Below are 13,300 nucleotides of genomic sequence, written 5' to 3'. Positions count from 1 at the left end.
GGCGTAGAGGGCGAGAGGGCGAGAGGGCGAGAGGGCGAGAGGGCGAGAGGGCGAGAGGGCGAGAGGGCGAGAGGGCGAGAGGGCGAGAGGGCGAGAGGGCGAATCAAGAAAAGCCACACAAATTACTGAGGCCGTCGTGCCCCACGCCGATGCCCGTCTTCCCTTTCGCCCGTTCCCCCATTCTCCCTCTCGCAAATGAAGATCCGCACCGTCGAGTTCGCCCGGTCCGCCGGGGCGTGGGCGCAGCTCCCGACCGACGGGCGGACGGAACTCGCCTTCGTCGGGCGCTCGAACGTCGGCAAGTCGTCCCTGCTGAACTACCTCATCGGGCGGCGGGCGCTGGCGCGGACGAGCAATACGCCGGGCAAGACGGCGACGCTCAACTTCTACCTCGCCAATGCCAACGAGCACGGTGACGGCGGGTTCTACCTCGTCGACCTCCCGGGCTACGGGTACGCGAAGGTCTCGAAGCAGCAGCGGGCGAAGTGGATGCAGCTCATCGGGCGCTACGTGACCGAGCGCGAAGAACTCGGTCTCGTCTTTCACCTCATCGACAGCCGCCACCCACCGACCCGGCTCGACGAGGAGCTGCTCGGCCTCCTGCGCGGCGGGCCGGTGCCGTACGCCGTGCTGCTGACGAAGGCCGACAAGCTCGGCAAGAATCAGCAGCGGAGCCGTGTGGCGCAGCTCAAAAAGCGCCTCGCCGGGATGGGCCTCGACCTGCCAGTCGTCCTCACGTCGGCCGAGAAGAAACAGGGGGCCGCTGAAGTCTGGCAGTGGGCCGAGTTACTGACGAACGTCGGGTGACGCGTGTCGAGCAAAGTCGGTAGCTTGCGCGGATTCCCGACCCTCGACTTCCCGCCCCGATGCGTGTTCTTGTCACCGACAACCTCGACCCGATCTGCCGGACGCTGCTGGAGGAGGCCGGGATCGAGGCCGCCGTCCACCTCAAGCAGTCGCCCGAAGAGCTAAAGGCGTTCGCGCCCAAAGCCGACGGGTGGATCGTCCGCAGCGGCACCAAGATCACCGCTGACCTGATCGAGGTCGCGCAGCGCCTCCGCGTGATCGGGCGGGCCGGGGTCGGCGTGGACAACATCGACCTCGCGGCGGCGACGCGGCGGGGCATCCTCGTCCTCAACGCGCCCGACGGCAACACGGTCTCGACGGCCGAGCACGCCTGCGCGATGATGCTCGCGCTCGCCCGGCAGATTCCGCAGGCGGCGGCCTCGCTCAAGGGCGGGGCCTGGGAGCGCGCACCCTTTTCCGGTGCCGAACTCGACGGCAAGACGCTCGGGATCGTCGGCGTTGGGAAGATCGGGCGGGCTGTGGCGCGGCGGATGCAGAGCTTCGGGATGCGGACTATCGGCTTCGACCCGGTGCTCTCGCCCGAGGCCGCCGACCGCGTCGGGGTCGAACTCGTGGACCTCGCCGGGCTGTGGGCCGAGAGCGAGGTCATCACCCTCCACGCGCCGCTCAACGATGCGACGCGCCACCTCATAAACGACGAGACCCTGGCCGCGTGCCGCGAGGGCGTCTACGTCGTCAACTGCGCGCGGGGGGGGATCGTGGACGAAGCCGCGCTGCTGCGGGGGCTGGAGAGCGGACAGGTCGGCGGGGCGGCCCTCGACGTCTACAGCCAGGAGCCGCCGCCCGCCGCGCTCGACGACCTCGTCCGGCACCCCCGCGTCGTGGGGACGCCGCACATCGCGGCCTCCACCGACGAGGCGCAGGAGAAGGTCGCCCGGCAGGTCACGCAGCAGGTCATCGAAGCGCTCCACGAGCGCCCGGTCTCGACGCCGGTCAACGCCGGGGCGATCCGCGCCGCCGCCCAGCCCGAGGCCCGCCCGTTCATCGACCTCGCCGACCGGCTCGGGCGGATCGTCGGCCAAATCGCCGAGGGGCAGGTGCGCCGCGTGACCGTGCGCTGCTACGGCGAGACCACGCGGCGCTACGCCGAGGTGCTGACCGTCGCCGCGCTCCGCGGGATCCTCACCCGGTGGAGCGACCAGCCGGTCAACCTCATCAACGCCCCCGCGCTCGCCCGCGAGATGGGTCTCGCGGTCGACGAGCAGCGCCACTCCGAGCCGGCCGACTTCACCCACCTCGTCGAGGTCGCGCTGGAGACCGACGCCGGGACGCGCTCCGTCATGGGCACCGTGCTCGGCGAAGACGACGCGCGGCTCGTCGGGCTCGACCGGTTCCGGTTCGAGGCCAAGCCCGAGGGGCACCTGCTGTTCTACCAGAACGTCGACCGGCCGGGGATGCTCGCCACCGTCGGCGGGCTGCTGGCCCAGGCCGGGATCAACATCGCCTCGCTCGCCCTCGGGCGGGACCGCCCCGGCGAGACGGCGCTGACGGCGATCGGCGTGGACGAGCCCGTGCCGAGGGACGTGGTCCGGCAGGTCGAGGCCATCGAGGGGGTCGAGGACGTGCGCGTGGTCCACGTATGAGCGCAGGTGGGTTGGTTGTATGTCTGGGACGCGGGGAGTAGCTTCGTCGCCTTTGCACACCCACGCCTGCGCCCGTGCCTGCTCGCCTGCTCCTGCTCGTTCTACTCGCCGCTCCGCTCGCGGCCCAACCCGGTCCCAACGCGTGGCACGCGGATTCGCTCGGCCTCTCGGCCTGGACGCGGGACGACGGTTCCGGCCCCGGCTTCGACGGGCTTCCGGTGCGCGACGTGCGCGAGGTAGCGTCGCTCCTGCCGGGCGTCGCCCGCAAGCTGGACGACGGGACGCTGTTCTACCGGTCCTACCTCGGCGTGCCGTTGCTGAGCCGGCGCACGGTCACCGATTTCGCGAATCAGACTGGTCTATTTAATCAGAGCCTGGCGAGCGTCTTCGACCGGGAGCGGGTCGGGCAGGAGCCGACGTTTGTGATCGACGGCGTGCGCGTCGTGGGTGAGCCGGCGGTGCCGTTCGAGGTGGTCGAGCGGATCGAGGTGCTGTCGGGCCACGTTCCGGCGCGCTACGGCGAGGCGGCAGGGGGCCTGATCGCCATCGAGACGCGCGAGGGCGGCGCGCGCTACGGCGGCCGGGTCGAGGGGATCACCTCCGAGGGGCTCGACGCGTTCGGCTACAACCTCGGGTCGTTCGCCGTGCATGGGCCGCTCGCCAACCCTCAGTTCGGGCGCTTCGCGCTCTCGGGCGAGGTGCGCCGCCTGGCCGATGCCACGCCGTTCGGCATCGAGACGTACCGGCTCTCGGACGACGCCTACGCCGACCTCCTCGCGGGCCCGCAGGTCGTGCGCACGGTGAACGCGCAGGGCGAGACCCGGGACGTGCCGTTCCCGTGGCAGGCCGCGCAGCAAGCGGCCGCGAGCGGGCAGCCCTTCACCCAGAGCGACCTTCGCGCCATGCTCGACCTCCCGGCCGGGTTCGAGATCTCCGAGCGCAACGGGCTGATCAACGCGCCGGCCACCTTCACCGAGGACCGGTTCGAACTGGAGCGCGGCAAGGACGATCCGCTCGATGCCTTCGCGCTCGACGGCAGCGCCGTCCTCAACCTGATGCCGGCGCTCCGCTTCCGGCTCGGCGCAACCCTCAGCCGCGACCGGCTCGACCGGACGGCGAATCCCGCGCGGCGCTTCCGCAGCGCGCTCTACAACCGCGACGGGCTCGACCGGGCCGAGCGCGACGCCGGCCGGTTCTACGCCGCCCTGGACTACGCGCCTAGCGACCGGGCATCGTACCAGCTTCAAGTCGAAGGCCAGCGTTCGAGCTTTGTCCAGCACCCGCGCCAGTTCTCGGACCAGGTCGAGGACGCGCTGTTCTACGGCGACATCGACGCGGACGCGAGCGAGATCGCCCAGCGCTACTTCGTCTTCCGCAACCAGCAGTACGAGCCGATCTTCACGCAAGATGGCGCGGCGCGGCCCAGGACCGTCGGCGGCACGTTTGCGCTGCCGGGCGCGCCCACCTCGATCTACCAGAAAGGCGAAGGGGCATCGTTCCGCGTGCACGGCCGGGCGGCGCTCACCCTCGGCGCACACCGGCTCGAAGTCGGGGGCGAAGTCGAGCGGCAGACGCACCGGCAGTTCGTGCTCGCCGGCGGCAGCCTCGCCCGGTTCTTCGCCGACGGCAGCGTGGAGTCCACGGTCGCGGGACTGCCCGAGGACGGCGTGCAGCGCTATGACGAGCTGCCGTTCGAGGCCCTGCGCGGCGTCACCCGCGTGCGCTACGGCTACGACTTTCTCGGGCTGGACGAGACGGACAGCGAAGACGCAGACGGCTACTTCGACCGGACAAACCCCGACGTGGCTCCGTACCGGCCAACCTACGCTGCGGGCTACGTGCAGGACCACGTCACGTTCGGCCGCCTCGCCCTCGACCTCGGCCTGCGGGTCGAAGCCTTCGGCAGCAACGCGACGGTGCTGCGCGATCCCTTCGCGACGGTGCCCGTCGTTCGCGCCTCGGCGCTCGACGCGCGACCGGACGGCATCGGGGGCGACTTCGCCGTCTACTTCGACGATTCCGGCGCCGTCGTCGGCTTCCGCGATCTCGACGGGCGGTTCTACGACGCCGGTGGGGAAGAGGCCTTCGCGTTCACGATCACCGGCGAGCGCTCCGGGCAGGTCGATCTCACCGAGGAGCCCCGCTCCGCCGCGTTCGAGTCGGCTCCGACGCACGTCGCGGTGCAGCCGCGCCTCGGCGTGCGCGCCCGCCTGTCGGAGCAGGCGACGGCGTTCGCTTACTACGGCCGGCTCGCCCGGCGGCCCGCGCCGCAGCTCTACGCGCCCTTCTCGGTCTACGAAGAGGTAACCGGCGGGGACGCGGTCGGCAACGGCGCGCTGCGTCCCGAGACCGTGGACGACATTGGGCTCGGCGCGGAGGGTACGTTTGCCGAGCGAGTGCGGGTGCGCGGGACGGTCTTCTACCGCCGCCATAGCGATCTCATCGAGCAGCAGATCCTTTACGGCGGCTGGCCGGAATACACCACGCCGCGCAACATCGGCTCCGCGACCGTCTACGGCCTCGACCTCGCAGGCGCCCTCGACCGGACACTAGGCGTGTCGCTTCGCGCGAACTACGTGCTCTCGTTCGCCGACGGCACCGGGGCCGGCGCAGCCTCGACGGGTACCGTCGTCTGGCGAGGGCTGTTTCCAGCCACCGACGCCCGCAGCGACTTCGACGTGCGCCACGCGCTCGACCTTGTAGCCGACTACCGGGTGGGGGAAGCGTTCGGTCCTGTCCTCGAAGGCCTCGGATTGGGCGTGGTCCTCTCCGCACAGAGCGGGCTGCCCTACACGGTACTCCAGGCACCGCTCTTCAACCCAGACGACACATTCACAAGCGAGGCAGCAGGAGACGTCAACGCTGAGCGCCGCCCGTGGGTCGCCCAACTCGACCTGCGGCTCGGCAAGGCGTTTCGCATCGGACCCAGCACGGTCGACGCGTTTCTGTGGGCCGAGAACGTGCTGGGCGCGGAGAACGTCGCGGCGGTCTACCGCGCCACCGGCGAGCCGGACGACGACGGGTTTCTCAATACACCGGGAGGCGGTGCCTACCTCGATAGTCAGCCGGACCGGATGGGAGGGGCGTTTAATTACCTTGCTTATGTCGGTGGGCCGGTGAATATTGGCGGCACCCAAAGCACGGGCGGCGTATTTTCCTACGGCCCGCCACGCCGGGTCTGGTTCGGACTGCGCGTGACGCTGTAGGCGCAGGGTACGGCCGCCGCCGGGCAAAAACCGGCGGACCATCCACGCGCAACGCTGCATTTAGGCGGTTTCGTATGCCTCGAAGATGAAGGGCACGTAGAATGCCTTGACATCTTCCGAACCCCCCGCCTATATTCGCCACCGCGTTAAGGAACGATTAACCACCAGTCGAAACCGCCCATCTTGAGGACCCCGCCATCCGCTGTTGTTACGACCCTCCCTACGCTCGCCCCTGCGCCCCACCGGCTTCGCGCGCGGTGCCGGCGCGGCGGACTGGTCGAGCCCTGTGGTCGGCGGTGCGCGTCCCTTCGCAGTCACGGACGCCTGTGGCACCCCTCAACGCACGCTCTTAGCTAACGTGGTGCCGACCGCCGCTCCGGCGCAGGCCCACACCAACACCGCATTACCATCTCGGAGGAGGTAGCATATGCTTCGCAACCTGGGTATACTCGTGCTCCTGCTGCTGCTGGGCGCGCCGCTCGCAGCCGTGGCGCAGAACACCGGCAAACTGTCAGGCCGCGTCGTTGACGACCTCGGCGACCCGCTGCCGGGTGCCAACGTCATCATCGGCGGCACGCAGCTTGGTGCCGCCACAGACCTCGACGGCAATTACTTTGTGATCGGCATCCCGGTCGGCCAGTACGACGTCACGGCGTCGTTCGTGGGTTTCCAGTCCAAAACGGTCGAAGGCATCACGATCTCGTCTGGGTACACGACCGAGCAGGACTTCGAGCTCGGCAGTGACATCACGCTCGACGAGATCGTCGTCGAGTACGAGCAGCCGCTCATCCAGCGGGACGCCATCGGCGCGCCGCGCGTGGTCTCGGGCGAGGACATCCAGAACCTCCCGATCCGCGGGGTGCAGGACGTGGCCGCCATCCAGAACGGCGTGGTCAACAACGGCCGCGGCGACGACCTCTTCATCCGCGGCGGTCGTAACCAGGAGGTCGTCTACTTCGTGGACGGCGTCAAGGTGACCGGGGCGTCGCCCGAGGGCATCGGGCCGGCCGTCGGCGTCAACCAGGCCGCCATCCAAGAGCAAGAGATGCTCATCGGGACCATCCCCGCCAAGTACGGTGACGTGCAGAGCGGCGTGATCTCGATCACGACCAAGTCCGGCCGCGAAGACTTCTTCGGCTCCGTCGAGTTCATCACCTCCGAGGTGCTCGACTCCTACGGCTACAACCTCGGCTCGCTCTCCATTGGCGGACCGATCGTGCCGGGCCGGGCTAGCTTCTTCCTCTCCGGGCAGGGCACCTTCGAGCAGGACTTCCGGGTCTACAGCACCGACACCTTCCGCCTCTCGGACGACGACTTCGCCTTCCTCCAGAGCAACCCCCAGGTGCTGCGCCTCGTCAACGGCGCAGGCGACGAGCAGTTCATCCCGTTTGACCCGGCGCTCATCACCGGAGCCGGAATCAACAACGACAGCCTCGCGGTTCTGCTGGGTGGCCAGATTCCGGACGGCTTCGAGATCGCAGGTAACAACTTCCTCATCAACGCGCCCGAGAGCTACCTCGAGGACCGATTCGACTTCGAGCGAGGCGTAGACGCGCCGCAGAACAACTACACGTTCAACGGCAACGTCAACTTCAACATCTCGAGCGCCCTCAGCCTCCGCATCGGCGGCGGATACAACACCAACTGGCGCGAGGAATTCCTGTTCGGCAACTCGCTCTACAACCGCGACCGGTTCTACAATGACGAGCGCGACAACTGGCGCGTCTACGGCACCTTCCGCCAGCGCCTCTCGGACAACGCCTTCTACCAGATTCAGGGCGAGTACCAGGACTTCAAGTACGTCCAGTACCCCGAAGGCTTCTCGCGTGACGTAGAGGACGCCCTGTTCTACGGCGACATCGAGGGCGACTACCACGAGATCGCCCGCAACTACTTCGTCTTCCGAAACGGCCAATACGAGCAGGTCTTCGACCAAGACGGAGGCCCCCGGCCTGCTAGCGTAGGAGGCACCTTCAACCTCCCCGGTGCCCAGCTCACGCAGTTCCAGCAGGCCCACGACCAGCAGATCCGGTTCTCGGGCAGCGCCACGACGCAGCTCGGCGTGCACCAGATCGAGTTTGGCGGCGAGTTCGAGCAGCAGACCCGCCGGTACTTCCGCATCGCGGGCGCCTCGCTCTCGCGGTTCTACAACGACGGGACAATCGAGTCGACCGTGCAGGGGCTTCCCGAAGGCGGCGTCCGGTCCTACGACGAACTGCCCTTCGAGGCCGTGCGCGGTATCACGCCGGAGCGCTACGGGTACGACTTCCTCGGCCTCAACGAGGTCGACGATCAGGATATCAACGGCTACTTCGACCGCACGAACCTGAACATCGCTCCGTACCAGCCGATCTACTACGCCGGCTACGTGCAGGACAAGATCGAGTTCAGGGACCTCGTGATCAACCTCGGCCTCCGGGTCGACGTCTTCGACAACAACACGCAGGTGCTCCTCGACCCGTTTGCGACCACGCCGATCGTTCGCGCCGGGAGTCTGACGGACGTGGACGTGCCCGCTGGCATTGACAGCGACTTCGCGGTCTACTTCAACGACGCAGGAGACATTGTCGGCTACCGAGACCTGGACGGCAATTTCTTCGACACCCAGGGCGTCTCCACTACGTCCGGCGTCATCGCAGGCGATCTCTCAGGCCAGGTCGAGCCCGACACGGACGCTCGGCGCTCGGAGGCCTTCACGGACTACACCCCGCAGGCGACGTTCATGCCCCGCATCGGGGTCAGCTTCCCGGTCACGGACCGGGCGCTCTTCTTCGCCAGCTACAACGTCACCACCCAGCGTCCGACTGAGCGCGCCTTCACGCCGTTCAGCGACTACGAAGAGATCACCGGGCAGGACTCGCGCACGCCCAACTCGGCTCTCGAGCCGGAGCGGACGACGCAGTACGAGCTCGGCTTCCGCCAGCGCGTCGGCGACCGGGCAGCAGTCACGCTCTCCGGGTTCTACCGGACGCAGGAGAACAAAATCTCCAACCGGACCCTCTTCGGTGCCCAGCCGGAGTACGGGACCTTCCTCAACGCCGACTTTACCACGACGAGCGGCGTCGAGCTCGGCTTCGACCTCCGACGGACGAACAACCTGTCGATCAACACGAACTACACCCTCTCGTTCGCGAGCGGGACCGGTTCGGACGCTGCCTCGACCGGGACGGTCGTGTGGCGCGGGCAGTTCTTCCCGAACTTCATCAGCCCGGCCGACTTCGACCAGCGCCACACCGGCAACATCTCGCTCGACTACCGCTTCGGCGACGACGAGGGCCCGATGATCGGCGGGGCTCGCGTCTTCGAGAACTTCGGGATCAACATCCTGGGCTCCTTCGGGAGCGGCCAGCGCTTCACACCGCTCGCCGAGCCGCTCTTCGATGTCAGCCAGTCGTTTACGAGCGAAACGGTGGGCGATGTCAACAGCGAGACGCTGCCTGCCACCTCGCGGATCGACCTTCGGATCGACCGAGGCTTCAATCTCGGCTTCGGAGGGGCTCGTCTGAAGGCGTATCTCTGGATCCAGAACCTGCTCGACTCCGAGAACATCGTCGCTGTCTACCGGGCGACCGGATTGGCAGACCAGGATGGGTTCCTGTTCACACCCGGTGGAGCAACGTACCTCAACAACGCTCCGTTCTCGGACAGCCGCTTCTTCAACTACAGCGCGTATACCGGGGGCCCCGTGAACGTCGGCGGCCAACAATCTTCGGGCGGAGGCTTCTTCTACGGTCCGCCCCGGCGCGTCCGCCTCGGCTTCCTGCTGGACTTCTAGGCCCCTCCGGGGCAGGAGGCGATGCGCGCTTGCTTCCTGCCCCGGACTCTTCTTCCCGAACGACTCTCCCACTCCACCAACTACGGAGATGGCTCGCATGCGACCTTACACGACTTCCTTCCTCCTGCTTCTCGCCCTCCTGCTAGGGTCGGTACCGCAGGCCTACAGCCAGTCCCCAACGCCAGGGTCTTGCCTGAGCGGTCAGGCTGAAAAAGACCTCGACATCAACAACGTGCTCGCCCGCATGTTCAACACGGGCAGCCTGTTCTACGGTGGCTCTACGACCAACGGCCTCGGCTACCTCGTCCCGCAGGCATCGGGCAACCCGCCGATCTTCGCCAGCGGTATCTGGATCGGCGGCATCGTCGACGGCACCGTTGTCGCGGCGGGCTCTCGCTACGATGACTTCGAGTTCTGGCCCGGTCCGCTCAACGACGACGGGACGCTGCCTGACCCGAACGACTGCGCCCAGTTTGACCGTATCTACAAGGTCAGCCAGGCAGACATTCTCAACTTCGACGCCGGAATTGCAGCGGCGGCCGACCTCGCTCAGTGGCCTGCCGAACTCGGCGCTCCGGTTCTCGCTGCCAGGGGGAACGGGTTCGACGATGATGGCGACGGCCTCGTTGATGAGGGCGAAGACGGCGTGAGCAACGACGATGACAACAAAGACGGCATCATCTGCCCCGCCGTGCTCGACGACCCGTGCCTCGAGGACGACACGATTACGCCCGACTTCATCGATGAGCGTAACGAGCTAGAGCGCGCTATCCCCAGCGTCCGCCAGGCTGCCGGCCGCCCCGTCTACGACCTCGCGGGAGGGGACCGCCCCGAGATCATCGGCAACCAGGCTCTCTGGTGGGTGATGAATGACCTGGGCAACACGCACCTCGAAAGCCAGAGCCCGCCCATCGGCGTCGAAGCCCAGGTGCTGGCGTTTTCATTTGCCCGCGCCGACGCGCTCAACGATGTCACGTTCTATCGCTACCGGATTATCAAGAAAACGCCGGGAACGCTGGAGGAAACCTTCTTCTCCATCTTCTCCGACCCGGACTTGGGCGATGCTACGGATGACTTCGTCGGTGTGGACACCACGCTGAGCCTCGGGTTCGTCTACAACGCAGAGGACGTGGACAACGTCTACGGTGTCCCGCCGGCCACAGGGTACGACTTCTTCCAGGGGCCGATCGTGGATGCGGACGGAGACGGAGAGCGAGACGACACGCTCGGCGTCACGCGGTACTCCTACTTCCAGAACATCGGTGCAAATGATCCGAGGTCTGATCCAGCCAACGCAGTTGCCAAGTACAACTTCATGCAGGGTCTATGGGGGGACGGCGTTCCCCTGACCGAGCAAGGTGACGGATACCAGACCGACGGGGAAGTAACGTTGTTCGCATTCCCCGGCAATCCAGTCACGGGCGAGTTCTGGAGTGAGGAGAACCCCGACGGTAATGGGGTACCCAATCCGTCAGGCGACCGGCGCTTCCTCGTCACCACCGGCCCGTTTGACCTCGAGCAGGGCGTTGCCCAGGACATCGTCTTCGGCATCGTCTTCGGACAGGGCGGCGACCGGCTCAGCTCGATCGACGTGATGCGCCAGGCCGACGCGCTCGCCCAGGCGGCCTACGACGCCGACTTCGAACTGGCAGCAGCGCCCCCGCCGCCCACACTCTGCGATACCAACAGCCCGAACGCAGCACTCCAACCCGGCGGCGGTGGCTGTCTTGAGGCCATCGAAGTCTCCGGCGAAGCCGCGCTGGTGTGGGGGTACCCCGAGACCAGCTCGAACTTCCTCGGCAGCTACGAGATCTTCGACCAGCTCATCGCAGCCCTGCCGGACTCGGTAGCCTCGGACAAGACCTACAACTTCGAAGGGTTCAACATCTACCAGTACCCGAACGCCAACTTCGAACAAGGCCAGCGTGCCCAGATCGGCCAGTTTGATGTCATCAACGGCGTGACGCAGGTGATCGACACCGAATTCGACCCAGCCGTTGGCGACCTCGTGCCGTTCGTTGCGCTGGACGCGCAAGACACCGGCATCCGGTACACCTTCGACCTGACGCAACTCGGTCTCGTGAACTACACCGACTACTACTTCGGCATCACGGCCTTCGCATACAACGAGTTCTCCACGCCGAAGATCATCGAGAGCGCGCCGACTAACATCACGGTGCGGCCCTCGAACGTGCAAGCCGGCAACGGTGGCTCGGTGCAGAACGCCGACCTCGGAGACGCCATCGTGGGCACGCGTACCGGCGGTGGAGGGAGCGGCACAATCATCGCCGAAGTCGTAGACCCGACCCTACTCACCGGTGCCACGTACACCGTCGAGTTCTTCTCCTTCGACACGGGAACGACCGGCAACCCTGACTCGCTGGAGACGACGTTCCGCATCCTCCGCGATGGAAGCGTCGCCTTCGACGGCCAGGACGCCTTCGAGGACGGTGCCGTTGTCGTGCGGGCCGGCGAGCAGCGGATCGTCGTTGACGGCATCGAGTTCACGCAGGCCATCGCAGCGTCCATCCCGACGGCCTTTGCGGCCGACGCGGCCGGTGCAGCCTTCACCGGCGATGCCGGCCCCGTGCTGGGTAGCGGGTTTGGCATCGTCGAAGTGGCCAACCCCAACACGGAGGTATGTGCCGAAGGAGCGGAGGCCACAGACATCGGCTGCCGCTTCGAGGACTACCTCGGCGGCAACACGGTTTGGCTGAACCCCAACAGCACTGACGACTACGTCGTGACCAACACGGAAAATAACATCGCCGATCTCGGTTCATTCGTCGGGGCTGCCCTGCCGGACGACTTCGAGATGCGCTTCACTAGCGCGTGCGCGTCTCCCGGAAGCTGCCTGGCGGTCTACGCCTCGGCTGTCCCAGGTGGGAACGACCTGATCACCAGCGTGCCGTTCGAACTCTGGAACGTGCGCAACGTGCAGAACGGGTTCGAGGCCGACGACGTGCGGATGATCCCGATCCTCCGGGCACCGAGCGGCGGAGACCCGGGCCCGGACTGGACGAAGACCGCCTTCGGAGCGTCGCAGGAGGTGACCGTTCGCCGAGCGCTGCCGGACGGCACGATTGAGGATGAGACCCTCCAACTCGATGTCTCGCACCGCGTCCTGTGGACAATGCCGGACCGTCCTGACGGCTACGCGCAGTTCGCCGCCGCCGCCAACGGTTTCGGCGGCGTCGGTGCCACCTACGACCCCGACGACGACGGTGACATGCAGGTAGACCCGGACGCGCCAGGCAGCGACAACGACTGCCGCAGCCAGGGGTACTACATCGACTTCTGCTACAAGGGAGCCAACAACCGCTTCGTCGGTCCCGTCGGCGGCCTCGACGGGGTGATCATCGCCGACCTGGCGGGCGACGGAACGGTCCCGCCTGCCGGGACGACGATTGCTTTCCAGACCTCGCCGAAGCCTGCGCTCTCTGCGGGTGACGAAACGGTCGGCGACGTGATTGTCTTTGAGACGGCTGACCTCGCCTTCGAGACGAACGTAGCGGAAGTAGCTGAAGAGGCGCTGGACCTGATTGGGATCGTGCCGAACCCCTACATGGGACGCTCGGCCTACGAGACGGACAACCTCGACCGCGTCGCGCGCTTCATCAACCTGCCGGACGAAGTGCTCATCCGCATCTACACGGTGTCGGGGACGCTCATTCGCACGCTCCGCAAGGACGGTCCGGCCCGGTCGCTGGACTGGGACCTCAACACCCATAACCAGCTGCCTGTCGCGAGCGGCATGTACCTGATCCACATCGATGCCCCCGGTATCGGAGAGAAGGTGCTCAAGTTCGGCGTCGTCAACCGGCGGAACCGAATCACCATCTTCTAACCTGACCGTGACGCACTCACGT

Annotated in this window: 5 protein-coding genes; all 5 read left to right on the top strand. The window is 66.9% G+C overall.

From position 1 onward, the window contains the following. The first annotated feature begins 195 nt into the window (after positions 1-195). The 5 genes from yihA to AAGI91_13190 all read left to right on the top strand — a co-directional run bounded on the left by yihA (position 196) and on the right by AAGI91_13190 (position 13,278). Positions 196-807 carry a ribosome biogenesis GTP-binding protein YihA/YsxC gene (gene yihA / locus AAGI91_13210; protein ID MEM1043575.1) on the top strand — a complete coding sequence of 204 codons (612 nt, stop codon included), beginning with the start codon at positions 196-198 and terminating at the stop codon, positions 805-807. A gap of 59 nt (positions 808-866) precedes the next feature. Further along, positions 867-2,450, top strand: coding sequence for a phosphoglycerate dehydrogenase (gene serA / locus AAGI91_13205; protein MEM1043574.1), 1,584 nt, complete (start codon positions 867-869; stop codon positions 2,448-2,450). A gap of 74 nt (positions 2,451-2,524) precedes the next feature. Continuing rightward, a complete protein-coding gene (locus tag AAGI91_13200; GenBank protein MEM1043573.1) occupies positions 2,525-5,656 on the top strand; it encodes an outer membrane beta-barrel protein in 3,132 nt (1,043 codons plus the stop codon). A gap of 427 nt (positions 5,657-6,083) precedes the next feature. Further along, a complete protein-coding gene (locus tag AAGI91_13195) occupies positions 6,084-9,431 on the top strand; it encodes a TonB-dependent receptor (protein MEM1043572.1) in 3,348 nt (1,115 codons plus the stop codon). A 97-nt stretch (positions 9,432-9,528) separates the two neighbouring features. Next, positions 9,529-13,278 carry a hypothetical protein gene (locus tag AAGI91_13190; protein MEM1043571.1) on the top strand — a complete coding sequence of 1,250 codons (3,750 nt, stop codon included), beginning with the start codon at positions 9,529-9,531 and terminating at the stop codon, positions 13,276-13,278. The last annotated feature ends 22 nt before the right edge of the window (positions 13,279-13,300 follow it).

The sequence above is a fragment of the Bacteroidota bacterium genome (genome assembly GCA_038746285.1).
GTDB lineage: Bacteria > Bacteroidota > Rhodothermia > Rhodothermales > JANQRZ01 > JANQRZ01.
The sequence above is the reverse complement of the archived record's forward strand: the minus strand, read 5'-3'. Positions and strand labels throughout refer to the sequence as shown.

Bases quoted from the DNA above. Each gene is read 5' to 3' on its own strand.
- AAGI91_13190 (MEM1043571.1), top strand. From the start codon at position 9,529: ATGCGACCTTACACGACTTCCTTCCTCCTGCTTCTCGCCCTCCTGCTA.
- yihA (MEM1043575.1), top strand. From the start codon at position 196: ATGAAGATCCGCACCGTCGAGTTCGCCCGGTCCGCCGGGGCGTGGGCG.
- serA (MEM1043574.1), top strand. From the start codon at position 867: ATGCGTGTTCTTGTCACCGACAACCTCGACCCGATCTGCCGGACGCTG.
- AAGI91_13195 (MEM1043572.1), top strand. From the start codon at position 6,084: ATGCTTCGCAACCTGGGTATACTCGTGCTCCTGCTGCTGCTGGGCGCG.